The organism is Pseudoalteromonas sp. SR45-4, from assembly GCF_014163535.1.
GTDB lineage: Bacteria > Pseudomonadota > Gammaproteobacteria > Enterobacterales > Alteromonadaceae > Pseudoalteromonas > Pseudoalteromonas nigrifaciens.
On sequence record NZ_JACJDO010000003.1, the window covers coordinates 89,578 to 112,273 of the forward strand.

The window sequence follows — 22,696 nt, forward strand, 5'->3', positions numbered from 1 at the left end:
AATAAAAATAAGAGAGCAAAATGGCCGTTAAAGTTTTAGTTGTTGATGATTCGAGCTTTTTTCGCCGTCGAGTGAGTGAGATTCTTGAATTAGATAGCGAGATTGAAGTAATTGGCTTTGCCGTAAATGGCCAAGATGCTGTAGAAAAAGCAGCTAGTTTACATCCTGATATGATCACTATGGATGTAGAAATGCCGGTGTTGGATGGTATAAGTGCTGTAAAAGAAATTATGGCCAGTAACCCGACGCCAATTTTAATGTTTTCTTCGTTAACTCGCTCCGGTGCAACTGCAACTTTAGATGCACTTGATGCTGGTGCTATGGATTTTTTACCGAAAAAATTTGAAGACATTGCTCGCAATAACGAAGATGCCATTAAGCTGCTGCAAAGCAAAGTAAAAGAAATTGGCCGCCAACGTATTAGACGTGTTGCTAGCCCTAGCCCCTCCAGTATAAACAAACCTTTATTTACACCTACTTCAGCGCCAAGCGCATTAGCAGCAAGGTTTGCACAAACAAATAAAACAGCAACAACAGTAGTACAACCAGAGCGAAGCTTTAATAATTCGCCAGTAACTAGTCGCAGTGCAATAGTAACAAAGCGCACGAGTGGCAAGCACTATCAACTAGTTGCAATTGGCACATCAACCGGTGGACCTGTTGCGCTGCAAACTATATTAACTCAGCTTCCTGCTAACTTTCCGCACCCTATATTATTAATTCAGCATATGCCCGCTGCGTTTACTCCGGCTTTTGCGGCACGCTTAAATAGTTTGTGTAAAATTCAGGTAAAAGAAGCGCAGCAAGGAGATCGACTGCAAGCAGGTGTGGCTTACTTAGCACCGGGTGGCCAGCAAATGATGATTGATGGTCGTGGGGCAAGTAGAACACTACGAGTTTTTGAAGATAACAGCGAGCGCATTAGTTACAAACCAAGCGTTGATGTAACCTTCGCCAGTGCCGCTAAAGCGTATCAAGGTGATGTATTAGCTATAGTATTAACTGGTATGGGCGCAGATGGGCGTGAAGGCGCTCGTATGCTTAAACAATCAGGGGCAACCATTTGGGCACAAGATGAAAAAAGTTGTGTTGTTTATGGTATGCCACAAGCAATTGCTAATGCTGGTTTAGCGAGCGAAAGTTTGCCATTAGATGAAGTAGCAATACGTTTAAAGACAGAGGTGGGCTGTGGATAAGCTTTCCGTACTAGGTTTACTTATTGGCTTAGGCGCCATTGCAATAGGTTACTCGTTAGAGGGCGGTGTGGTATCGGCATTATTTAACGGACCTGCGTTGATCATTGTACTGGGCGGCACATTGGGTGCTGTAATGTTACAAACATCAGCCAGTACTTTTAAAAAGATGCTAGAAATTACGCACTGGGTTTTTGTATCGCCTAAATACAATATTGAAGATGCCATAGAGCAAGTAAAAGGATGGTCACATAAAGCACGTCAAGAAGGTTATTTAGCCCTTGAAAACGAAGCGCTTACCCACCCAGATGCCTATGCTGCAAAAGGGCTTGGATTATTAGTTGATGGTTGCTCAGATCAAAAACTGCGCGATACGTTAGAAATAGATTTACTGTTAGAGCGCGAACGTCTGCTAGAGGCAAGTCGTGTTTATGAAGCTATGGGCGGTTATAGTCCGACCATAGGTATTTTAGGGGCCGTGCTTGGTCTTATTCAGGCAATGTCGTTTATTACAGATCCGCAAAAGCTTGGAGCCGGTGTTGCCACTGCCTTTATAGCAACTATTTATGGCGTGGGTTTAGCTAATTTATTATTTTTACCTATGGCTAATAAGTTAAAGCAACGGGTTGAGCAAAAAATGCTTTATCACGAAATGCTTGCCGAGGGCGTAATTGCAATAAGCCAAGGCGAAAGCCCAGTAAGCATTGAATTAAAGCTTGAAGCCTATCGGGTTGACCGCCCAAATGTCGTGGTTGAGTAGCAGCTATTATGTTACGTCGTCGCTTACGCAACACCACTACTAAAAGTCAACACACAGAACGTTGGCTGGTGTCTTATGCTGATTATATGACGATTATGTTTGCCTTTTTTGTGGTTTTGTACGCAATAGCAATTAACAAAGAAGAGAAATTTCAAGTGCTGTCCGATTCGATTGGTTATGTATTTGATAAGTCAGCCCGTCAACATTCGCAGCAAGGAACTGGGGTAAATGGCGACGCAATATTGACAGACAGAGTAACCCCAGAGCAAGAAGTGCTCTACGGCGAAAGTATTTTAAAAGAAGAACACGGGCCAAAGCTGCTGGACGGACAAAGCGATACCAGTAATATTGATCAAAAACACCTTGGCAAACCACTCGATAGTTTGTTGGCTAAGCTGCAATCGTCATTAATAGATGAAATACGCGATGGTGAAGCAAGTTTAGAACTCAGCCAAGATTGGCTGATCATTGAGCTTAGTTCTGGCATGCTATTTTCAAGTGGCAGTAGTGTAGCGCAAGTTCGAGCTAAGCAAGTTGTTAAAATAATTAAAGATATAATTGCTCCGGTAGATAACTATATTAGAGTACGCGGCTATACTGACAACCAAACCATAGGTAATGAAATGTACCGCTCGAATTGGGAGTTGTCGGTGGCGCGTGCAACAGCCGTTTTAGTTGAGCTTGAAAGGCTAGGTATAAATTCAGCGCGAATGGCGATTGAGGGATATGGTCAATATTCTCCTTTTGCCACTAACGATACTAAGCAAGGGCGTGCTGAAAATCGCAAAGTAGTTATTGCCCTATCTAAATATGGGTTGCCACCAACAGCAGAAGTAGTAAGCGTTGAGCCGCAACAAGTAGTCGTTAAACCTGAGCCTGAAGCAGAATTACCCTCTGACGATAATACAATAAAAATAATTCGTTTACCCCATGGCGGTATTCGTATATCGACTCGAAATGAACTGTAATTAGGATGCAATGTGAAGATTTGGACTGTAGCAAATCAAAAAGGTGGAGTAGGGAAAACCACAACCGCGGTTAGCCTTGCAGGTATTTTAGCATCTCAAGGTAAGCGCGTATTATTGATTGATACCGATCCTCATGCCTCATTAACCTATTACTTTGGCATTGATTCTGAGGATTTAGAGGTTAGCGTATACGATATTTTTGTACGCGGAACTAGCATGCAAAGCGAAGAAATACTCCAAGCATTATGTCCATCTAGTATTGAAAACTTAGATATATTACCCGCCACTATGGCTATTGCTACTCTAGATAGAAGTATGGGCAATAAAACCGGCATGGGATTAATATTAAAAAAAGCGCTTGCAAAAATAAGCGAATATTACGACTATGCAATCCTCGATTGCCCCCCAGTACTTGGCGTATTAATGGTTAATGCGCTAGCTGCGAGTGAACGCATTTTAGTGCCGGTACAAACCGAGTTTTTAGCGCTAAAGGGGCTCGACAGAATGATGCGTACTATGCAGTTAATGCAAACATCTCAAGCTAAAAGCTATGAATATACTATAATTGCCACCATGTACGATAAGCGCACTAAAGCCTCGTTAGAGGCATATAAAACACTGCAAAATACTTATACTGATAAAGTGTGGCCGGGCGTTGTTCCGGTAGATACCAAATTTAGAGACGCCAGTTTAGCGCAACAAGTTCCAAGTGAATTTTGCCCACGGTCTCGCGGGGTATATGCCTACAAGGCATTGCTCGACTATTTAATAGAACAAGGTTAATCAATGAGTAAGCAATTATTTGCTAATGAAAAAGTAATGACTCAATATCTAGGCGCGTTATTGTGCGAAGACGAGCCTGTAGATAATCTTGAACCCGTTGCAAAATTACTTGAGCAAGTAACGGATAAAAAGACTGAACACCCAGATTTAGAAGCGCAGAGCACACAAAGTACGCCAGTATTTGAGCAAGTTGTGCCAGAAATTATTAAAAAGCCGATAGCGCAAGAAATCAAAGCCCTAGTCACCTCTGCTGAGCAAACACTGTCGGCCGAGCAAATATTAGCCGCACAAAGCCAAGCTGATTATTTTGACGGGCAGTTTCAAGCCTTATTTTTTGAAGTGGCAGGATTAACGCTAGCTGTGCCGCTTAAAGCGTTAGGCGGTATACATGAATTAAGTGAAGTAAATCATTTATTTGGTAAACCAAAGTGGTTTAAAGGCGTTATGCTCAATAGAGATGAAAAACTTAATGTGGTTGATACCGCACGTTGGGTTATGCCAGAAAAGTATGACGAAAAGTTAGAGGCGTCACTTAACTACAAGTATTTAATTACACTAGGCGACAGTCAGTGGGGATTATTGGCAGAAAAGCTAATAAATAACATTACATTGAGTAAAGAAGATGTAAAATGGCGTACAAACCAAAGTAAGCGCCCATGGCTTGCCGGTGTTATTAAAGAAAAAATGTGCGCTTTAATAGATGTAAATAATTTAAATGCATTATTAGAGAAAGGCCTAGACAGCCGTCAGTAGTAATGACCATTACGGGGAAACAGCATGAACCAAGATAAGTTACTGTCAGCAAATAAAAATGCAGATAATAATGATGAAATACTACAGTGGGTAACGTTTAAGTTAGAAGACGAAACTTACGGTGTTAACGTAATGCAAGTGCAAGAAATATTACGCTACACTGAAATAGCCCCTGTACCTGGTGCACCTTCGTACGTGATTGGTATTATTAACTTACGTGGCAATGTGGTTACGGTTATTGATACTCGTGCCCGTTTTGGTTTAGCCGGTACGGATGCAACAGATAATTCGCGAATTTTAATTATTGAAGCTGAAGAGCAAGTTATTGGTATTTTAGCCGACAGCGTATCTGAAGTGGTTTATTTGCGCAGCTCAGAAATAGACAGTGCGCCGAATGTAGGCACAGAAGAAAGCGCTAAGTTTATTCAGGGTGTGTGTAATCGCGAAAACGAGTTACTTATTTTAGTTGATTTAAATAAGCTACTTAGTGACGACGAATGGGATGAGTTGAGCGATTTATAAGCTTTACCACTAAAAATTATGTTATTACTCAGTTTAGCAATTATAGCGTTAGCTGTTGCCCTTATAGCATTGGCGATGATCATTCTATTTAAAAGCAGCTATGCAAGTGAGCTTACCTCTCAGCTGCAGCAATTTAAAGACTCGGCTGAGCAAATTAATATTTTACGCAGTGAGGTACAAGAGTTGCGCACTGGGTTATTAAGTATTGGTAAGCGAGTACTTGAAGTTGAACAGCAAAATGAAGAGCTAACTCAACAACAAGCAGCGCAAAAGTATGACGATCCAGATGCAAAAATTTATTCTCGTGCTGTAAAAATGGTCGAACTTGGAGCTGATTTAGAAGAAGTAATTCGTGAATGCGAATTACCTAGAGCAGAAGCAGAACTGCTGTTTTCATTGCATAAACAAAAAGGCGCTTAGCGTCTTTTTTGCTTTTTAATGCTGTTAAAGCTACGCCTTAATATTTAACTTACCTTGAAAGTCTTGCCAGCCTGGCGGAAATTGCCCTCTTAATACATACGAAAATGCAATTAGCTCAGCAATTACATAATACAACTCTTTAGGTATTTCTTCCCCAAGCTCTAAGTGTGATAACGTTTTGGCTAATGCTTCATCTTGATGGATCATAATGCCTTTTTTTTCAGCCGCTGCTATTATTTCATCAGCTAATTTACCAAAGCCCTTGGTACTTACCATTGGCGAGTTTCCGGCTGCATATAAAAGCCCAATCGCAGATTTGTTGTTGGCTGAGTCACTCATTTTTTATACCTTAATATTAATAATGGCATGCGATTTATAAAAAGCTTGATGGCTTGCATCGCCTTGCTTTAAAGTAAGATCACCTACTTGCAAACCATGCTTGGCTAATTTTGATCTTAAATTATCAAGATGCGGATAAGCCATAGCGGTCACTTCTTGGCTTGATGCAAATAACTGGCAATCAAGTGCTTTATCCATTAATTCGGCAGTAATTTGTAACTGACCAAGCTGTGCATAATCAAAGTTTAACCTAACAAACCAGACATTTTTTTCTGCTAGCTTATCGCCACTGGGCTTTTTATATTGGCCTAATGTTATTTCTGTTTGCGCCGCTTCTGGCGGTAATTTCATTGGTAATAAAAAGTTTACCAAGGGGTTTGAGTCGGCTAGCTGATTAGCAGGGGTAACATTTACTTGGCCAAGGGTATTTTTAACTTGTGTTAACTCCCCCGCAAGTGCTTGCACTTGGCTTTGTTGCAGTTGCTCAAGTAATTTAGCACCAGAGTTGCCGGTTTTAAATGTGGGTAATAACACCTGCAGTAGTGCATCTAAGCCGGTTTGATTATTAATGCTAATAGGTGTAGTTGTTTGGCTAATAATAGGCGCGGCTAAAATGCTTACTGCAAGTTGCTCTAATCCCTTACTAAAACTGCTTTGCAGCGTGTCGTTTGTCAGTTGCGTTGGTTGTAATGTGGCAAGAATTTCGCGCTGTATAGCTGTTGGGTGTAAATTATTACTAGAAACCATCCGATTAAATGCCTGATTTACGAGGCGCGTTAAGTCGGCTGGTTGCTGCGATAACTGCTGTGCAATATCTGCTATTTTGCTGCTTAAAAGCGGCGTGTTATTGGGTGTGTTTATTGCGCTAGCTGCACTGAGTTGGTTTAGCAGTGGAGCGAGTAATTTAGCTTCTAAAGGATGTAATTGATTTTGCGAACTTAGTTTGCCATTGCTTGTTGTTGCAAAGAGCATGCTTGTTGGCAACTGCCATAAGCTAACACTTGATTTAATTAATTGGGTTAACTGCACTAAAGGTGGCAACTGGTTAGGTTGCTGGTTTAACTGCTCGGCGACATTTAGTTTATTAATACCAGTTGTCGTTTGATTTATAGCGGCAAAAGGTTTGTTTTCGAAGTATTTTACTGCATCACTTATACGCGTTTTTAGTTCACCAAAACTACTTTTTAACCAAGAATCAATAGGGCTGTTATTAGCCGCTATTAATGGACTAGTAGGGTTATTTAAATTGCTTGTTGATACGCTGCTTTGCTGCGCCGAAATTAGTTGATTAAACGGTTTTGTGAACGAGTTTTTAAGTATGACAGTGGTACTGTTTATATTAGTTTGAATTAACAGTTTGTTGGCTTGGCTGCTCAAGTTTACGTTTGTTACGGTATGCGAAAGTTGGTTAAGTTGATTATTGTTTATATTAAGCTTAAATGAACCTGCTTGTTGTGCATGCGTTAAAATTGCAAATTTAGGGGTTGCTTGTAGCTGTGCATTTGGCAAATTTTGCGCAAGTAAACTTGCTAGTTTTGCTTGAGTTATGGGTTGTGTATGCACGGATTCAGCAAAGCGATTGATAACGTCTAGCTGCGCGCCTTTATTATTAGTGCTAATTATTATTTTTAATGGTTGCTCGGCGGCCAGTAGTTGCGCTACCTCTTTATTAATTGCAATGCTGGCATTAAGCTTTTCAATTACCAGCTTGGGTGTAGGCGTTAATACGACCTGCGCCGGCATAGGATTATTTTGTAACTCGCTTCCGGTATTTATATAATTTAAAAATTGCTGTAATTGCACCGGTTGATTAAGTGTAAGCCTTGTATTGTTGGGGGTAATTGTAAGTGACTTGCCCTCGTTACTGAGCTGTATGCTCGCACTGGCTATTTTGTCTAAGTTTTTTGGCGCAGTTGTAATACCAAGCCTGAGAGTTTGCCAGTGCTTATTTATTAATACATCTAGGGTAATCGATTCTTTAGAAAACTGAATGTTTTTTGCCGCAAGCATCTCGCCAGGAAGCGAGGTTAAGTTATGCTTAGGCGCATTAGAAGTTAGGTTATTAACCAATGAATTAGATAATGTAATTTGCGTAGGTGTATTCATTATTTTAAATCAAGTTTTCTTTATTTTTAGTGAATCGATTTTAAAGCAATATTCGTATTACCCTATCATTATGATAGACTAACGCCTAATTTTTGGCAGAGAGAATCGTCATCTTGTTACACATTAAGTCCGTCACCTGCATCAAGCAAGAACGTTGTTTGTTTGCGGATCTTAATTTTAGCCTTAATAGCGGCCAAATCATGCAATTAGCGGGTGCTAATGGTGCTGGTAAAACGTCTTTATTACGTATTATAGCGGGCTTTTCTATGCCTGATGAAGGCGATATTCTGTACCTTAATCAGTCGATTAAAAAGTACTATGAAGAGTACGCCAGAGATCTATTATTTATAGGCCATAAAACCGGGGTTAATGTGCAGCTCAGTGCGCTTGAAAACGTTAAACATTGGTTGGCAATTAATGGCTACACTAATGAAGGTGATTTATACCCTTTATTAAGTAAGCTTGGCTTAGTAGGCCTTGAAGATGTACCGGTTAGAACGCTCTCTGCTGGGCAGCAACGCCGTGTTGCGTTAGCTCGATTATGGTTAAGTGAAGCTAAGCTATGGATTTTAGATGAGCCATTTACAGCACTTGATAAAAGTGGTGTTGCCTTTTTACAGCAACGTTTTGTTGAGCATTTAAAAAATGGCGGAGCTATATTGCTAACCACGCATCAAGATTTAACGGCTCATTTTAGCGACCTACAAACACTCACTTTGGAGTATCGTCACTAATGACCCGACAACACTCCTATTGGTTACTTTTTAAAGCCGTGTTTAGTAAAGATGTTAAACTTGCTTTTCGTCAGCGCGCTGAAATTATCAATCCTATTTTGTTCTTTTTAATTGTTATTTCATTATTTCCGTTAGCTATTGGGCCAGAGCCCGGTCTACTGGCAAGAATGGCGCCGGGTATAATTTGGGTGGCTGCTTTGCTCTCAACTATGTTGGGGTTAGATAAGCTGTTTAGAGATGATTATAACGATGGCTCACTTGAACAACTTATTGCATCGTCGTATCCGTTATCGTTAACTGTGTTGGCTAAAGTAGCCGCGCATTGGGTGATCACTGGGCTTCCTTTAGTATTAATGACCCCACTGTTTGCACTACTATTGAATTTAGATAACACAGCATTAATGGCTACGTTACTAACGCTATTATTAGGTACGCCTTTGTTGAGCTTTATTGGCGCAATTGGGGCTGGGCTTACTGTAGGATTACAAAAAGGCGGTATTTTAATGAGTTTATTGGTGTTGCCTTTGTATATTCCGGTTTTAATTTTTGCAACGTCAGCTATCGATACCAGTACTATGTCGCTGGATTATAGTGGGCAGCTTGCCATTCTTGGCGCTATGTTAGTTATTGCTATTATTAGTGCGCCAATCGCCATATCGTCAGCATTAAAAGTGAGTGTAAGTTAATATGTGGAAGTGGTTACATCCCTATGCTAAAGCAGAGCGTGCATATAAGCTATGCAATACGTTATTGCCTTATTTTGCCGTAGTTACGGTTATTAGTATGTTAGTTGGTTGGGTATGGGGGCTTGGTTTTGCGCCTGCCGATTACCAACAAAAAGACAGCTACCGTATCATTTTTATTCATGTGCCTTCGGCTATTTTATCTATGGGTGCTTATTCATCAATGGCAATTGCTGCCATTATTGCGCTGGTTTGGCAGTTACGAAACGCTGAACTTGCAGTTATTGCAATTGCGCCTGTAGGGGCATGCATTACTGCGATTGCACTTATAACCGGTGCTGCATGGGGTAAACCTATGTGGGGCGCTTGGTGGGTATGGGATGCGCGCTTAACCTCAGAGCTAATTTTATTATTTTTATATTTGGGTGTGTTGTCTTTGTACCATGCCTTTGAAGATAAAAAGGCAGCGGGTCGTGCCGCTTCTATTTTGGCTATCGTAGGGGTTATTAATTTACCTATTATTCATTACTCTGTTGAGTGGTGGAACACCCTACACCAAGGAGCGTCAATAACTAAGCTAGATACCAAAGCAATTGATCCCAGTATGTTTTGGCCATTAATGGTAAACATTTTGGCGTTTGCGGCTTTTGTTGGCACTGTTACTTTAATTCGTCTTAAAAATGAAATATTACAACGTGAAAAGCATCGCCCATGGGTGCGCCAGTTGTTAACTAAGAGGTAGTTATGCAGTTTGACTCATTTTCTGATTTTATTGCAATGGGAGGCTATGGATTTTATGTGTGGCTTTCTTTTGGTACATGCGCACTTATTTTATTAGGTATTTTATTTAGTTCACTCAGAGAGACTAAACATATTATGGCATCGGTAGAGCAACAAATAGCGCGAGAAGTTCGTATTAAAAATGCTAAGCAGGAGCAAATATAATGAACCCAAGACGTAAAAAACGCCTTTTAGTTATTGTTGCAGTGCTGTTTGGCATTGGTGCCTCAATAGGCTTGGTACTGTATGCATTACAAGAAAACATTAATTTATTTTATACCCCAAGTGAGCTTGTTGACGGTAAAGGCCCCAATAAAGAAAAACCACAAATAGGCCAAAAGCTACGCATTGGTGGCATGGTTGTACCAGGTTCGGTAGAGCGCAATGAGCAAAGTTTAAAAGTAAGCTTTACTTTAGTTGATACAGGCCCAACCGTGGTAGTGCGTTATCAGGGGATTTTGCCTGACCTATTTCGCGAAGGCCAAGGCATAGTTGCACAAGGTGTACTTGTGGAGCCCAATGTAATAGAAGCATTTGAAGTACTTGCTAAGCATGATGAAGAATACATGCCTGCTGAAGTGGCAGAAGCGTTAAAAGGAATTAAACACGAGAAACCTAAATACAACCTAGATAGTGGTAATTAATAATGATCCCAGAACTTGGTTATTTTTCTTTAACGCTTGCCATGGTGCTAAGCGTTTTATTATGTGTTTTTCCGCTGTGGGGGGCACATACCGGTAATTTACGCTTAATGCGTGCTGCCCCTTCGTTAGCGGTAGGGCAATTTGTATTTGTATTTATTTCGTTTGCCGCCCTTATTTATGCCAGCCTTACAAATGACTTTACGGTTGCATATGTGGCGTATCATTCAAGTAGCTCTTTGCCTTGGTATTATCAAATAACCTCAACTTGGGGTGGGCACGAAGGCGCTATTTTATTATGGTTATTGATGCAAGCAGGTTGGACAGCTGTTGTTGCACTGCGCTCTAAAGCACTACCTTGGGTATTGCGTGCTCGTGTACTTGGTGTGCTTGGCTTTTTAGGTGTTGGCTTTATGATGTACACCTTATTGCTTTCAAGCCCATTTGAGCGTTTATTACCTTATTTTCCGGTAGAGGGGCGCGACTTAAATCCGCTACTACAAGATCCGGGTATGATCATACACCCGCCGTTACTTTATATGGGTTATGTAGGGCTATCTGTAGCGTTTGCTTTTGCAATTGCGGCACTTTTAACTGGCAAGCTAGATAATACTTGGGCCAAATGGTCTCGTCCTTGGACTATGACCGCGTGGGGCTTTTTAACTTTAGGTATTACCATAGGAAGTTGGTGGGCGTATTCAGAACTTGGCTGGGGCGGCTGGTGGTTTTGGGATCCAGTAGAAAACGCATCTTTAATGCCTTGGTTAGTAGCAACGGCGCTATTACATTCATTGAGTGTGACAGAAAAACGTGGTGTATTTAAATCATGGACCGTACTGTTAGCAATTGCAGCATTTTCGCTTAGCTTACTGGGCACCTTTATTGTGCGCTCAGGTATTATTGTATCTGTGCATGCCTTTGCGACTGACCCTGATAGAGGCTTATTTATACTGGCTTTTTTAGCGATTGTTGTTGGTGGCGCATTAGCACTTTATGGCATGCGAGTATCGCAAGTGCGAAGCGAAGGGCGTTACAAATTAGTATCGCGCGAAGTAGCACTGTGGCTAAATAACATATTTTTAGTGGTTGCTACTTTAATTGTATTACTAGGTACTTTATTACCTATGGTGCATAAAGAAATGGGCTTAGGCAGCATTTCAATTGGCGAACCATTTTTTAATAAGATGTTTGCAATACTGTTAGTGCCATTTGCTATTTTAATGGGTATTGGGCCGTTTTTACGCTGGAAGCAAAATAAATGGGCGTTTTTACAAAATAAAATACTAATGGGTGTATTAGTTAGCATTATTATTACCTTTGCTTGGTTATTCTCTAGCTATGATGTGATTGCACCGCTTACCTTATTAGCAACCGCGTTAGCAGTATGGATTGTAATTACAACGGGTATTGATTTGTACAGTAAAGTTACCGTTCATAGCACCTTTAAAGAAGGCTTTAAACGCTTAGGTTTAGGTTATTGGGCTATGGTACTTGGCCATATAGGTATTGCCTTTGTAATTGCTGGCGTAACCCTTACTTCGGCATACTCTGTTGAGCGCGACGTATCAATGAAACCAGGTGATACGGTGCAGCTTAATCAGTATCAATACCGCTTTGAAGGGGTAAAAAATGTTCGCGGGGCTAATTACAGTGGCCATGCGGGTGTTGTATCGGTATTAAAAAATAACAAGCTAGTTACTCAGTTACATGCCGAAAAACGCCGTTACGATATTGGTATGCAGTTTATGACAGAAGCAGCAATTGATGCAGGCTTCACACGCGATTTATACCTAGCGTTAGGTGAGCAATTAAGCGAAGGCGCGTGGTCATTACGAATTTATCATAAGCCATTTGTGCGTTGGATGTGGATTGGCGGTATATTAATTTCGTTAGCAGGGTTTGTAATTTTATTTGATAAACGCTATCGCACCTCATCGCCTCAATCAACAAAAGAAACAGCGGAGAGCGAAGCATGAATCGTAAGCTTTTAGCTATAGCACCGTTACTGGTTTTTGCTTTTATTTGTGTGTTTTTATTCCAAGGGTTATTTGCTAACCCAAGGGAAATACAAACAGGGCGATTAGGGCAATCTATGCCAGAATTTAGCCTGCCAGATCTAATGCAAGATAATAAGCTGTGGAGCAATGAGCAGTTAAAAGGTGAGGTTTATTTATTAAATGTATGGGGTACCTGGTGCCCTACATGTTTAGCAGAGCTAGGCTACTTAACTAAATTGCGCGAGCAAGGCGTTAAAATTATAGGCTTGTACTATGTGCAAGGTTACGATGCCGATTTTGACGGGCCATTTGATATGCAAGCACTGCGTAGTGACGTAACCAATATGCTAACGCGTGCTGGCGACCCATATCAGTTTAATATTTTAGATTTACATCGCACACTGTCGTTAGATTTAGGTGTGTCGGGTGCGCCAGAGACTTTTTTAGTTGATAAAAGCGGCACCATTTTGTTGCACCATACCGGTGATATAAATCCGCGAGTGTGGCGTGCTAAGTTTGCACCAATTATGCAGGAGCTCAAATAATGAAGTGGTTGTTATTAACCCTTAGCCTTTTTGTCAGTATGGGGGCGCTTGCTCAGCAAGACCGTTACCAATTTGACAGTAACGAGCAAGCGGTTCGCTTTGAAGAGCTAACCAAAGAGTTACGTTGCCCTAAGTGTCAAAATCAAAATATTGCCGACTCTGATGCGGTAGTAGCAAAAGATTTACGCGAGCGAGTATTAGCTTTAGTAAAAGATGGTAAAACGAAAGGCGAAGTAATAGATTATATGATCGATCGTTATGGCTACTTTGTACATTACGATCCACCAGTAACCCCTGCAACTTTAGTGCTGTGGGTTTTACCGGTATTGATTGTAATTTTTGGTTTTGGCTTTATTGTTATTCGCCAACGCAAAGCATCGGTAAAACAAAGCTGGAGCAACAACGACGAAGCAATGTTAGTTAAATTAATTGCTAAAAATAAACGTCAGGAGCAAAGTTAAATGATTTTAATGTGGGCGTCTTTTGCTTTACTCACACTTATTGCACTGTTGTTTGTGATGTTGCCTTTTTTAAAAAAAGAGCGTGTTAAAACCATTACGCACAATGCGAACGCAGAACTTATTAGTATTTATGAACAGCGTTTAGTTGAGCTACAAAACGACTTAGAAAACCAGCGAATTGATGCACAAAATCACAGTGAGTCAGTGATCGAGCTCAAACGTCGCTTACTCAATGAGCTCTCTCCAGAAAAGTCACTTAATAGCCGTGGTAATAATCGTATTTTTGCCTTAACAGGCGGTGCGTTTGTGATTGCCCTAACCGGTATTTTTTACTCTATGACCGGTAATCAGCAGCAAATATCGGCTTGGCACGATGCTATGGATAACTTGGCAGAGTACGGTGAGCGAGCTGTTATGCAAAAAGGCGAGCCGCTGAGTGAAAACGAGCTGCAAGCATTTGCATTGGCACTGCGAACTAAGCTTAGCCAAACGGGGGATGACGAAATTGCTTGGATGTTACTGGGCCGTGTGGCTATGTCATTGAACGAATTTGATATGGCGCAGCAGTCGTTTGATAAAGCGTTGCAAATGAATCCTGCCAATATGCAGGTGCTTATTAGTTACAGCCAAGTGCTGTTACTTGAGGGCAGTGAAGCAAGCATGACACGTGCTGCAGGTATGCTTTCAAAAGTACTGCAAGAAGAGCCGCAAAATTTAGATGCTATTTCTTTATTGGCACTCATTGCTTACGAACGTAAAGATTGGGTACAAGCAAAAGCAGCGTTTGAAGTATTACTTGCCAGTATGGATAAAGCAGATACCCGCTATAATATGATTGCGCAGCGTATTAGTGAGATAGAACAACAGCAAGCACAAAATGTTGACGTTACAAAGAGTGCAGCAATTAAAGTGACAGTAAATATAAGTACAGAGCTTAAAAATAAACAACCTGAAAACGGAATTTTATTTGTTTTTGCAAAAGCGTTAAATGGCTCTCCAATGCCAATAGCGGTTGTTAAGCTTAACGAGTATCAATTTCCTATTACAGTTGAACTAAGTGATGCAAACTCTATGGTTGCAGGGTTAAACTTGTCAAGCGCAGAAGATATAGTTATTACTGCACGTATCTCTAATGATGACTCAGTAATGCCAAGTAGCGGTGAGTTAGAAGGGCATTCAGCAGCGTTAAAACGTGAAAGTACCCGTCAGTTGCAACTGCAAATAGACACATTAATACCTTAAGGATATGCGATGTTAAAACATGGTTTAATTTATATATTTTTGTTAGTGCTGGCCGGGTGTGCACAAGTACCTGATAGCCAAAAGGACGAGCGCGATCCACTACAAAATATTAACCGCCCAATATACGATTTTAATATGGATGTTTTAGACACATATATATTAAGACCGGCCGCCGTAGGGTATATCACGGTGACTCCTGTACCAGTGCGTCAAAGCTTAGTGCATTTTACTAATAATATTAGTGCACCGGTAGATATGATCAACGCAGGCTTACAGGGTAAACCAAGTAATGCCAGTGTTAGCTTAGCGCGCTTTTTAGTTAACTCGACCGTAGGTGTTTTTGGGTTATTTGATGTGGCCAGCTCATTAGGGCTAGAACATGTAGATGAGGATTTTGGGCAAACATTAGGTGTATGGGGAGCAGGGGATGGTGCTTACTTGATGCTACCTGCTATGGGGCCTTCTACAGCGCGTAACTTAACCGGTGATGTGGTTGATAACTTTGTTTTACCTGAAATAGCGTTAACTACACCACAAACAATTATAGTGTTTGCTTTAAAGGCTGTTGAGGCCCGTGCATCACTAATTGCGCAAGAAGGTTTATTGAACGATTCACTAGACCCTTACTTATTCATTAAAGATATTTATTTTCAACGCCAATTATACGAACTTTACGACGGTAACCCGCCAATCAAAGAAGAGCCTGATGACTTTGATGAAGATTTTTTAGAAAGTTTGTAAACCTATTAAAAACGCCAGCAATGCTGGCGTTTTATTTTCTCATTAGTGATTAGAAAGTTGTTATTAAACATTGCTCATTAACTGCATTTGCTCGTTCACCCAGCTAATTGCTTCGTGGTAAGCATCGGGTACTTTATCATCTAAACCAAGTTGTTGGCTGATCTGATTAGCTGCCAGCCAGTTGCCTTGCTCATAAAACTTAACCAAGTTTAAGTAGCTTGCAAGCAAGCCCTCATCATTAAGTAAAGCGGCTTTAATCTCATTAGATAATGGCAGCTTTTGCATCACACTTTGCATGCTTTCATCTAAAATAGCATCCATAAGCGACATCATGCCGGTTAAAAAAACCATTCCTGTGTCTTTAAACTTACCATGCGAAATAGCCAGTAACTCACTAAAACGCGCCCGAGTGAGCGATAACCTAATTAGCTCCATAGGCTTATCTGTTGAAACTTGCGCTGCAAATAATAAAGATAAAAGCTTTTTAATTTCATTGGCACCAAGGGTGATAAGCGCTTGTTTTATTGTGCTTATTTTTGCACGTCTAGCAAATGCTGCAGAGTTTGAATAACGCAGTAACTTATAAGATAGATTTACATCTCGCTCAAATATATCGGTGATCTTTTTTAGATCCATATCAAGCGTTGAGGTCTCATAAAGTAGTTCGGCTAATGTCATACCAGAGGGGGGAAGCGCTTTACTTTGGATCATCTCTGGTTTTGAAAAGAAAAACCCTTGAAAATAATCAAAGCCAAGTTCCAATGCTTGGTTATACACCTCATGGGTTTCAACTTTTTCAGCAAGTAATTTTAGATGTGGATAAGGTTTTAAATCATCAATAATTGTTTTAATTGTTTCTATATTACAGGTTAAAAAGTCAATTTTTATAATATCAATAAATGGATAAAAGTGGCGCCACACAGGTTGATGAATGTAGTCGTCTAAGGCTAATGTATAACCTTTTTCTTTTAAGTCTTTAACAATAGCAAGTAAACGCTTACCAGGTTGCACCGTTTCGAGTATCTCTACCACCACAGCGTCTTTACTCAGTAAAGTAGGGTAGCCTTTTAGTAAAGTTTCTAGAGTAAAATTGATATATGCTGGTTTATTGTCAGTTAAATCCTCAAGGCCAAAATTAAACTGGCTGCCTTCTATTAGGCGTGTTGTTGCCTCATCTCCATCTATATCGGGAAACACGTTATTTACACCATCACGAAATAGTAATTCATAGCCAATAAGCTTTTTATCGCGATCTAAGATCGGTTGGCGTGCAGCGTAAAAGTACATAAAAAATTCCGTATAGATAAAAAATAACTATTGATTGTAACAATATATGGCAAAACATTAAAAATAGCATGATGTAAATAAGCTTATCTTAGATTAATAACATACTTTTAATAAGTTACAGAGGTTTTGATTTAAATATATACGCTTTGTTTGTTTTTAATTCACTAAAGTTGACATGTTGGAATTTTAAGTATTACCCATGCTATAGTGACAGAGAATGGTTTTTATCCCAATACTGTCTTAACTATAATATTTTAAGAGTCATTATTTGGATCAAAAGCCTGTTGCAATTTATTAGTGGAGGCGAGTTTGGAAACAGGAATGATTATTTCACTAGCATTATACTTTGTTGTAATGCTAGGTATAGGATTGTATGCATTTAAGCAATCAACCAGCGATGTTTCAGGTTACATGTTAGGGGGCCGTAATTTATCACCAAGTGTTGCTGCGCTATCTGCAGGTGCATCTGATATGAGCGGTTGGTTACTTATGGGCCTTCCCGGCGCTATGTATCTTTTTGGTTTGAGTAAGGTTTGGATTGCGATTGGTTTAGTACTTGGTGCTTGGGCAAATTACTTCTTAGTTGCACCTAGGCTTCGTGTTTACACTGAAAAAGCGAATGATTCAATTACGATCCCGGATTATTTTGCAAATCGCTTTGCGGACAATAAGAATATATTACGTGTTATTTCAGCTATTGTTATTATTGTTTTCTTCACACTTTATACCTCATCTGGCGTGGTTGCTGGTGGTAAGTTATTTGAAAATTCATTTGGAATGAGCTATGAAGTTGGCCTTTATGTTACTACTGGCGTTGTAGTACTTTATACGCTTTTTGGTGGTTTTTTAGCGGTAAGTTTGACCGACTTTGTACAAGGTTGCATTATGCTTATTGCGCTATTAGTAGTACCAATAGTAACGTTTACTATGCTTGATCAGCCAGTAATGGAAACGCTCGCTAATGCAAGCTATGACCTGTTACTTATCTCGCCAAAGGCCAGTGAAGTTCATTCTCTAAATATGCTAGATTGGTTTGCTGGTGGCTCTACCATCGCAATTATTTCTGCGTTAGCTTGGGGCTTTGGTTACTTTGGTCAGCCTCATATTATAGTACGCTTTATGTCGGTACGTTCAGTTAAAGATATTCCAGCAATGCGACGCATTGGTATGTCTTGGATGACATTATCTGCAATAGGCGCAGTACTAACTGGTTTATTTGGGGCAGCCTTCATACTAGAAAATGAAATGCCGATAAATGATAAAGAAACAATATTTTTAGTGTTATCAGAATTGGTTTTTCATCCATTGATTGCTGGCTTTTTATTAGCAGCTATTTTAGCGGCTGTAATGAGTACTATCTCTTCACAATTGCTAGTGTGTTCAAGCTCGTTAACTGAAGACTTTTATAAAATATACCTGCATCGCGAAGCCTCTCAAAAAGAGCTGGTTTTTGTTGGGCGTATTAGTGTGGCATTAGTTGCTATGTTTGCTATTTACTTAGCTTACGATAGAGATAGTTCTATTTTAGACTTAGTGAGTAATGCGTGGGCAGGCTTTGGCGCTGCATTTGGACCACTCGTATTGTTTAGCCTTTACTGGAGAAGAATGAACTTTGCTGGCGCCTTAGCAGGCATGTTAGTGGGGGCTTCAACAGTACTTATATGGATATACGCACCAATTACCATTAATGGTGCGAGTTTAAGTAGCGTTATTTATGAAATAGTCCCAGGCTTTATTTTATCAAGTATTGCGATTGTATTAGTTAGCTTAATGACCAATGAGCCAGCTAAAGAAATTACAACCTTATTTGATGAAGTAGAACAAGAACTATAAAAAGTTATAAACAAAAAAAGGGAGTAACTTAGGTTACTCCCTTTTTTTATGCAAAATTTATTAACTCGCTTTTTTGTCGCTACTTTCTTCTATGGGTGCAACATTATCTGCTTTTTTGCTTTTTACAGCAGCTTTAGGGGCTATAGGCTCTTTACCACCTTTTAATATTGTCATGAAGTCATCTTTACTTTTTGCCATTTCTAAAGCGAGTGACTCTACTTGTTGCTCACTTAATGGTACATCAACTTTTTCTAGCAAAATTTCAAGCGACTCTGCAATATCGAGCATTTTATCATAGGCATCAGCTTCTTTTTTGGTAGTAAACGTCATGCGCTCGACTCCGTTTCGTTCTACAACATATTTAACAACAACAGCCATGATTTCTCCTGCTTACTTGCGTGGCATATAGTATATATAAACCATTAGATTACTGTTTTTATGTACAGTACAAGTTTGTGCCTAAATTTGCAAGTCCCCTAATTAATATTAAGTGATAATAGTTGACAACAAAGATTAACTTTACTTTATTTAACTTAATCACTTTTGTGTACCGTTGCAGTTAAGGATCTCACAGGGAGTGAATGTTAGGTTTAAGTATTTAATAAAGTGCAGGTGTAAAAAGCCTTTTGCGTTATGACTTAAACATATAAACAACAAAGTAAATGTTCATGTATGAACAAAAAAGGAAGAAAGATGAAAAAACTAAAATATAGTATTTTAGCTGCAGCTTTTTGTATGTTGCCAGTAACTCTTACCTACGCAAATGTTGATACCTCAGCAATAACTCAGCAAGTAAAACAGGCGGCTTTAAATATTAATACTGCTGATGTTAGCCAGCTATCTAAGCTCCCTGGTATTGGTAAGAAAAAAGCACAAGCTATTATAGATTATCGCGAAGCAAAGGGTAACTTTACATCGTTAGAGGATTTGAAAATGGTAAAAGGTATAGGTAAAAAATTAGCTGCAAAGCTTGAAGGTAAGGTTTCGTTTTAAGTTAAAAAGGGCGCGTTAAGCGCCCTTAGTATATTGGGTTAATGCTTCACATAAATGCTTTTTAGCAAAGTTAATCTCAATTGGAGTCGTTAGTAGTGGGTAACACAACCCACCGAGTAGTAAAAAAGGGATGAGTAACCAGCCTTCAAATACGGCAAATATTAAAAACAGCGGACTGAGTAATAATAATTTTATAATACGAAGTAGTACTTTATTAACAGGTGAAAGCATACTTAAAGAAATCGCTATAACAGCTTGTCTGTCACGTATTTTTAAATGTTTTAGAGCATTAATTTGGCTTGAAAAAAACACAAGCATTACAGCGACCTTTTAGTCATTAAGCGACTCGTTACCAGTAAAAATAAAGTGGCTGCAAACAGCGCAAATATTACTTCCATCCATGCCGGCATACTTAGCCCTGCAAATTGCCAGTCAATGTTTCCGCAATCACCAGTGGCTGCAAAAAAGCTTGGGATCCACTCATGTAATGGCATAAAGGCAGGAAAGTTAGGTTCAAACTCACAGCTAAATGCAAAAGGATCAGTGGTTGTTTGCATTTCGATATGCTCGCGGGCAATTATAAATCCCCAAACACTAGAAACAGCCCATACACTATAGGCGAGCAAGCGAACCCCTCTATGCTCTGGATTACTTGTACCAATAATACCTGCAATAAGTAAACCTAATACCGCAGTACGCTGATATATGCACATGATACATGGCGCCAATCCCATTTTATATTGAAAAAACAGTGCCGTTATTTCAAGCAGAAAAACAATACCACTAAACAAAAGCCAAGGAGTACGTTGGGTGGGTAATTGTGCAAGCCAGTTCATAATAAATCCGTATTTAAATAAGACGTTAGATTATGACGTAGGATAAAGTTAGGGGCAAGCAAAACGACTTAAAGCCTACCCACATGCATTTATGATGATTAAAGTTAAGGTTATAATTCTAAAAGCCAATAAAAATCCAATAATGTGAATAAAGAGGTAGCCCTTTAAACGAGTAAAGTATGTGTGTGAGGTGACTTTACGTAATAAGTTAATAAGGCAAGGCGCGAACTTAAAGTAAATAACTACTTAAAATGTATCTAGGGTGAATATATAAGTGCTTGCGACAAGTGTTAGTAAAAAATATAAAGCATTTTATAGACACAAATATTTTAATCGCATACTGGCAGTAATATGGCGTACTTTACTTGTTACTTGAGCGTCGTCTGGTACAATCAGTCGGTTAATCGTATGTAGTAGTGTGAATTAATTCGAGTGGGAATTGGATGAGAATTTTTAAAGCGAAAAGCCCAGCAGGATTTGCTGAAGAATACATAGTAGAGTCTATCTGGAATGGCGATTTCCCTCCTGGATCTATTCTACCTGCTGAGCGTGAACTCTCAGAGTTAATAGGTGTTACCCGAACGACGTTACGTGAAGTATTACAGCGATTGGCTCGAGATGGCTGGTTAACTATTAAACATGGTAAGCCAACAAAAGTGAATAACTTTTGGGAAACGTCAGGACTAAATATTCTTGAAACGTTAGCACGTCTTGATGAAGATAAAATGCCAGAGTTAACCGACCAGTTACTCTCTGCACGCACTAATATAAGCGCAATTTATACGCGTGCAGCTATAAAGTTAAATCCAGAACGTGTGATTGAAATTCTCTCACAAAGCGATGAGTTAGAAGACAGTGCGCAAGCATTTGCTGATTACGATTATAAAGTGCATCACGAGTTAGCTGTTGCAGGTAATAATCGTATTTACGTGCTTATACTCAATGGCTTTAAAGGGTTTTATTCAAAAATAGGTTGTCATTATTTTTCAGATCCGGGGACGCGTGAGTTGGCTCGCCAGTTTTATAAAGACTTAACTAAATTGGCTGAAAACAGAGAACACGACGGTGCGATCATGATGATGCGTAAATATGGTCATCAAACCGGTGAAATTTGGCAACAAATTCGTGGCGATATGCCCAGCGACATAATGGATTAAACCTATTTTAAAAGCCTGCATTTGCAGGTTTTTTTGTGTCTTCATTTTATTAATACTTTATAACCAAGAAACTGAGCTAATAAAATAAACCCCATCACTTTTTAGCGTTCAGTATTATCGATGGGAGGAATCGTTAAATACGATTGTCATTTCGCACCAGTTCTCTCTAGAATAATAATAATTATATGTGCGCTATTGGTTTTTAAGTTTTAGAGCCCATATAACTATCAGCATTGCATAAGCAATTGACAACAAACTCAAAATATTTGGAGAATAAAATGGGTGTATTAGTAGGCCGCCAGGCACCAGACTTTACCGCTGCAGCAGTTCTTGGTAACGGTGAAATTGTAGATAGCTATAACCTTCATGAAAAAATTAAAGGTAAAAAAGCAGTTATTTTCTTTTACCCACTAGATTTCACGTTTGTATGTCCTTCTGAACTTATTGCATTTGATAAGCGTTATGAAGAATTCCAAAAACGTGGCGTTGAAGTAATTGGTGTTTCTATCGATTCACAATTCTCACACAACGCATGGCGTAACACTGCTGTTGCAGATGGCGGTATCGGTAAAGTTAAATATGCACTAGTTGCAGATATTAAACATGAAATTTGTAAAGCATACGACGTTGAGCATCCTGAAGCGGGTGTTGCGTTTCGTGGTTCTTTCCTAATTGATGAAGAAGGCAATGTACGTCACCAAGTAGTGAACGACTTACCACTAGGTCGTAACATTGATGAAATGCTACGTATGGTTGACGCGCTAGCGTTCCACACTGAGCACGGTGAAGTATGTCCTGCTGGTTGGACTGAAGGTAAAAAAGGTATGGATGCAAGCCCTGAAGGCGTTGCTAAGTTCCTATCTGAAAACGAAGGCGATCTATAATTTAGCTCTCGTTTTAAATAAAAAAACCGCCAATTGGC

27 protein-coding genes are annotated in these 22,696 nt (G+C 39.7%); 21 read left to right on the forward strand and 6 right to left on the reverse strand.

The window, feature by feature from the left end; all coding sequences use genetic code 11:
• Positions 1–20: 20 nt before the first annotated feature.
• Genes H5058_RS02525 through H5058_RS02555 form a run of 7 tightly spaced genes read left to right on the forward strand, consistent with a single transcriptional unit; the run spans position 21 to position 5,399 of the window.
• A complete protein-coding gene (locus H5058_RS02525; protein ID WP_182676784.1) occupies positions 21–1,196 on the forward strand; it encodes a chemotaxis response regulator protein-glutamate methylesterase in 1,176 nt (391 codons plus the stop codon).
• Entirely contained in the window at positions 1,189–1,953 is a 765-nt protein-coding gene (locus H5058_RS02530; protein ID WP_058372798.1) for a flagellar motor protein, read from the forward strand. The genes H5058_RS02525 and H5058_RS02530 overlap by 8 nt, the downstream gene beginning before the upstream one ends.
• Positions 1,954–1,961: 8 nt before the next feature.
• The gene (locus tag H5058_RS02535) at positions 1,962–2,921 is read left to right on the forward strand and encodes a flagellar motor protein MotB (RefSeq protein WP_089367881.1); all 960 of its coding nucleotides are present in this window, start codon (positions 1,962–1,964) and stop codon (positions 2,919–2,921) included.
• A gap of 12 nt (positions 2,922–2,933) precedes the next feature.
• Positions 2,934–3,704: a ParA family protein gene (locus H5058_RS02540; protein ID WP_011327509.1), complete on the forward strand. Its 771-nt coding sequence runs from the start codon at positions 2,934–2,936 to the stop codon at positions 3,702–3,704.
• A gap of 3 nt (positions 3,705–3,707) precedes the next feature.
• Positions 3,708–4,457 (forward strand): chemotaxis protein CheW, encoded by a 750-nt coding sequence (locus tag H5058_RS02545; RefSeq protein ID WP_089367882.1) that lies wholly within the window; start codon positions 3,708–3,710, stop codon positions 4,455–4,457.
• A 24-nt stretch (positions 4,458–4,481) separates the two neighbouring features.
• Positions 4,482–4,979 carry a chemotaxis protein CheW gene (locus tag H5058_RS02550; RefSeq protein ID WP_011327511.1) on the forward strand — a complete coding sequence of 166 codons (498 nt, stop codon included), beginning with the start codon at positions 4,482–4,484 and terminating at the stop codon, positions 4,977–4,979.
• A gap of 18 nt (positions 4,980–4,997) precedes the next feature.
• Positions 4,998–5,399: a DUF2802 domain-containing protein gene (locus tag H5058_RS02555; RefSeq protein WP_011327512.1), complete on the forward strand. Its 402-nt coding sequence runs from the start codon at positions 4,998–5,000 to the stop codon at positions 5,397–5,399.
• A gap of 30 nt (positions 5,400–5,429) precedes the next feature.
• Here H5058_RS02555 and H5058_RS02560 read toward each other — a convergent pair whose 3' ends face one another.
• Both H5058_RS02560 and H5058_RS02565 read right to left on the reverse strand, forming a co-directional pair.
• Positions 5,430–5,738 (reverse strand): EscU/YscU/HrcU family type III secretion system export apparatus switch protein, encoded by a 309-nt coding sequence (locus H5058_RS02560; protein WP_011327513.1) that lies wholly within the window; start codon positions 5,736–5,738, stop codon positions 5,430–5,432.
• Positions 5,739–5,741: 3 nt separating this feature from the next.
• Positions 5,742–7,844: a flagellar hook-length control protein FliK gene (locus H5058_RS02565; protein ID WP_182676785.1), complete on the reverse strand. Its 2,103-nt coding sequence runs from the start codon at positions 7,842–7,844 to the stop codon at positions 5,742–5,744.
• 113 nt (positions 7,845–7,957) lie between these two features.
• On the opposite strand from H5058_RS02565, the gene ccmA reads away from it, so the two are divergent.
• Genes ccmA through H5058_RS02615 form a run of 10 tightly spaced genes read left to right on the forward strand, consistent with a single transcriptional unit; the run spans position 7,958 to position 15,668 of the window.
• Positions 7,958–8,578: a cytochrome c biogenesis heme-transporting ATPase CcmA gene (ccmA, locus tag H5058_RS02570; RefSeq protein ID WP_089367884.1), complete on the forward strand. Its 621-nt coding sequence runs from the start codon at positions 7,958–7,960 to the stop codon at positions 8,576–8,578.
• Positions 8,578–9,264 carry a heme exporter protein CcmB gene (ccmB, locus tag H5058_RS02575; protein ID WP_011327516.1) on the forward strand — a complete coding sequence of 229 codons (687 nt, stop codon included), beginning with the start codon at positions 8,578–8,580 and terminating at the stop codon, positions 9,262–9,264. Before ccmA ends, ccmB begins: the two co-directional genes overlap by 1 nt.
• A 1-nt stretch (position 9,265) precedes the next feature.
• Positions 9,266–10,003, forward strand: a complete 738-nt coding sequence (locus H5058_RS02580) for a heme ABC transporter permease (protein WP_011327517.1) — start codon at positions 9,266–9,268, stop codon at positions 10,001–10,003.
• Between the two features lie 2 nt (positions 10,004–10,005).
• Positions 10,006–10,206 carry a heme exporter protein CcmD gene (ccmD, locus tag H5058_RS02585; protein ID WP_011327518.1) on the forward strand — a complete coding sequence of 67 codons (201 nt, stop codon included), beginning with the start codon at positions 10,006–10,008 and terminating at the stop codon, positions 10,204–10,206.
• Positions 10,206–10,685: a cytochrome c maturation protein CcmE gene (gene ccmE / locus H5058_RS02590; RefSeq protein WP_011327519.1), complete on the forward strand. Its 480-nt coding sequence runs from the start codon at positions 10,206–10,208 to the stop codon at positions 10,683–10,685. The genes ccmD and ccmE overlap by 1 nt, the downstream gene beginning before the upstream one ends.
• A gap of 2 nt (positions 10,686–10,687) precedes the next feature.
• Positions 10,688–12,658 (forward strand): heme lyase CcmF/NrfE family subunit, encoded by a 1,971-nt coding sequence (locus H5058_RS02595; protein WP_182676787.1) that lies wholly within the window; start codon positions 10,688–10,690, stop codon positions 12,656–12,658.
• Positions 12,655–13,224: a redoxin family protein gene (locus tag H5058_RS02600; protein ID WP_089367885.1), complete on the forward strand. Its 570-nt coding sequence runs from the start codon at positions 12,655–12,657 to the stop codon at positions 13,222–13,224. The genes H5058_RS02595 and H5058_RS02600 overlap by 4 nt, the downstream gene beginning before the upstream one ends.
• Positions 13,224–13,685 carry a cytochrome c-type biogenesis protein gene (locus H5058_RS02605; RefSeq protein ID WP_182676789.1) on the forward strand — a complete coding sequence of 154 codons (462 nt, stop codon included), beginning with the start codon at positions 13,224–13,226 and terminating at the stop codon, positions 13,683–13,685. The genes H5058_RS02600 and H5058_RS02605 overlap by 1 nt, the downstream gene beginning before the upstream one ends.
• Complete coding sequence (gene ccmI / locus H5058_RS02610) at positions 13,686–14,927, forward strand: c-type cytochrome biogenesis protein CcmI (protein WP_182676792.1); 1,242 nt, start codon at positions 13,686–13,688, stop codon at positions 14,925–14,927. It abuts the gene before it with no gap.
• Between the two features lie 9 nt (positions 14,928–14,936).
• The gene (locus H5058_RS02615; protein WP_179807120.1) at positions 14,937–15,668 is read left to right on the forward strand and encodes a VacJ family lipoprotein; all 732 of its coding nucleotides are present in this window, start codon (positions 14,937–14,939) and stop codon (positions 15,666–15,668) included.
• 63 nt (positions 15,669–15,731) lie between these two features.
• Here H5058_RS02615 and H5058_RS02620 read toward each other — a convergent pair whose 3' ends face one another.
• The gene (locus tag H5058_RS02620; protein WP_179807121.1) at positions 15,732–16,955 is read right to left on the reverse strand and encodes an EAL and HDOD domain-containing protein; all 1,224 of its coding nucleotides are present in this window, start codon (positions 16,953–16,955) and stop codon (positions 15,732–15,734) included.
• A gap of 321 nt (positions 16,956–17,276) precedes the next feature.
• Between H5058_RS02620 and putP the strand changes: the two genes are divergently transcribed.
• The gene (gene putP / locus H5058_RS02625; protein ID WP_310735836.1) at positions 17,277–18,788 is read left to right on the forward strand and encodes a sodium/proline symporter PutP; all 1,512 of its coding nucleotides are present in this window, start codon (positions 17,277–17,279) and stop codon (positions 18,786–18,788) included.
• Positions 18,789–18,848: 60 nt separating this feature from the next.
• Here the strand turns inward: putP and H5058_RS02630 are convergent, their stop codons facing one another.
• Positions 18,849–19,166 (reverse strand): YebG family protein, encoded by a 318-nt coding sequence (locus tag H5058_RS02630; RefSeq protein ID WP_011327527.1) that lies wholly within the window; start codon positions 19,164–19,166, stop codon positions 18,849–18,851.
• Between the two features lie 315 nt (positions 19,167–19,481).
• Here H5058_RS02630 and H5058_RS02635 point away from each other — a divergent pair, with 315 nt between their 5' ends.
• Positions 19,482–19,781, forward strand: a complete 300-nt coding sequence (locus H5058_RS02635; RefSeq protein WP_011327528.1) for a helix-hairpin-helix domain-containing protein — start codon at positions 19,482–19,484, stop codon at positions 19,779–19,781.
• 15 nt (positions 19,782–19,796) lie between these two features.
• Here the strand turns inward: H5058_RS02635 and H5058_RS02640 are convergent, their stop codons facing one another.
• Both H5058_RS02640 and dsbB read right to left on the reverse strand, forming a co-directional pair.
• Entirely contained in the window at positions 19,797–20,099 is a 303-nt protein-coding gene (locus tag H5058_RS02640; RefSeq protein WP_011327529.1) for a DUF6170 family protein, read from the reverse strand.
• The gene (gene dsbB / locus H5058_RS02645; protein WP_011327530.1) at positions 20,099–20,617 is read right to left on the reverse strand and encodes a disulfide bond formation protein DsbB; all 519 of its coding nucleotides are present in this window, start codon (positions 20,615–20,617) and stop codon (positions 20,099–20,101) included. The genes H5058_RS02640 and dsbB overlap by 1 nt, the downstream gene beginning before the upstream one ends.
• Positions 20,618–21,060: 443 nt before the next feature.
• On the opposite strand from dsbB, the gene fadR reads away from it, so the two are divergent.
• Positions 21,061–21,774 carry a fatty acid metabolism transcriptional regulator FadR gene (fadR, locus tag H5058_RS02650; RefSeq protein ID WP_011327531.1) on the forward strand — a complete coding sequence of 238 codons (714 nt, stop codon included), beginning with the start codon at positions 21,061–21,063 and terminating at the stop codon, positions 21,772–21,774.
• 278 nt (positions 21,775–22,052) lie between these two features.
• Positions 22,053–22,658 (forward strand): peroxiredoxin, encoded by a 606-nt coding sequence (locus H5058_RS02655; RefSeq protein WP_011327532.1) that lies wholly within the window; start codon positions 22,053–22,055, stop codon positions 22,656–22,658.
• Positions 22,659–22,696 lie beyond the last annotated feature (38 nt).

Coding starts and splice junctions, on each gene's coding strand:
- H5058_RS02525 (WP_182676784.1), top strand. CDS start 21: ATGGCCGTTAAAGTTTTAGTTGTTGATGATTCGAGCTTTTTTCGCCGT.
- H5058_RS02535 (WP_089367881.1), top strand. CDS start 1,962: ATGTTACGTCGTCGCTTACGCAACACCACTACTAAAAGTCAACACACA.
- H5058_RS02545 (WP_089367882.1), top strand. CDS start 3,708: ATGAGTAAGCAATTATTTGCTAATGAAAAAGTAATGACTCAATATCTA.
- H5058_RS02550 (WP_011327511.1), top strand. CDS start 4,482: ATGAACCAAGATAAGTTACTGTCAGCAAATAAAAATGCAGATAATAAT.
- H5058_RS02555 (WP_011327512.1), top strand. CDS start 4,998: ATGTTATTACTCAGTTTAGCAATTATAGCGTTAGCTGTTGCCCTTATA.
- H5058_RS02560 (WP_011327513.1), bottom strand. CDS start 5,738: ATGAGTGACTCAGCCAACAACAAATCTGCGATTGGGCTTTTATATGCA.
- H5058_RS02565 (WP_182676785.1), bottom strand. CDS start 7,844: ATGAATACACCTACGCAAATTACATTATCTAATTCATTGGTTAATAAC.
- ccmB (WP_011327516.1), top strand. CDS start 8,578: ATGACCCGACAACACTCCTATTGGTTACTTTTTAAAGCCGTGTTTAGT.
- H5058_RS02580 (WP_011327517.1), top strand. CDS start 9,266: ATGTGGAAGTGGTTACATCCCTATGCTAAAGCAGAGCGTGCATATAAG.
- ccmD (WP_011327518.1), top strand. CDS start 10,006: ATGCAGTTTGACTCATTTTCTGATTTTATTGCAATGGGAGGCTATGGA.
- ccmE (WP_011327519.1), top strand. CDS start 10,206: ATGAACCCAAGACGTAAAAAACGCCTTTTAGTTATTGTTGCAGTGCTG.
- H5058_RS02595 (WP_182676787.1), top strand. CDS start 10,688: ATGATCCCAGAACTTGGTTATTTTTCTTTAACGCTTGCCATGGTGCTA.
- H5058_RS02600 (WP_089367885.1), top strand. CDS start 12,655: ATGAATCGTAAGCTTTTAGCTATAGCACCGTTACTGGTTTTTGCTTTT.
- H5058_RS02605 (WP_182676789.1), top strand. CDS start 13,224: ATGAAGTGGTTGTTATTAACCCTTAGCCTTTTTGTCAGTATGGGGGCG.
- ccmI (WP_182676792.1), top strand. CDS start 13,686: ATGATTTTAATGTGGGCGTCTTTTGCTTTACTCACACTTATTGCACTG.
- H5058_RS02615 (WP_179807120.1), top strand. CDS start 14,937: ATGTTAAAACATGGTTTAATTTATATATTTTTGTTAGTGCTGGCCGGG.
- H5058_RS02620 (WP_179807121.1), bottom strand. CDS start 16,955: ATGTACTTTTACGCTGCACGCCAACCGATCTTAGATCGCGATAAAAAG.
- putP (WP_310735836.1), top strand. CDS start 17,277: ATGATTATTTCACTAGCATTATACTTTGTTGTAATGCTAGGTATAGGA.
- H5058_RS02630 (WP_011327527.1), bottom strand. CDS start 19,166: ATGGCTGTTGTTGTTAAATATGTTGTAGAACGAAACGGAGTCGAGCGC.
- H5058_RS02635 (WP_011327528.1), top strand. CDS start 19,482: ATGAAAAAACTAAAATATAGTATTTTAGCTGCAGCTTTTTGTATGTTG.
- H5058_RS02640 (WP_011327529.1), bottom strand. CDS start 20,099: ATGCTTGTGTTTTTTTCAAGCCAAATTAATGCTCTAAAACATTTAAAA.
- dsbB (WP_011327530.1), bottom strand. CDS start 20,617: ATGAACTGGCTTGCACAATTACCCACCCAACGTACTCCTTGGCTTTTG.
- fadR (WP_011327531.1), top strand. CDS start 21,061: ATGAGAATTTTTAAAGCGAAAAGCCCAGCAGGATTTGCTGAAGAATAC.
- H5058_RS02655 (WP_011327532.1), top strand. CDS start 22,053: ATGGGTGTATTAGTAGGCCGCCAGGCACCAGACTTTACCGCTGCAGCA.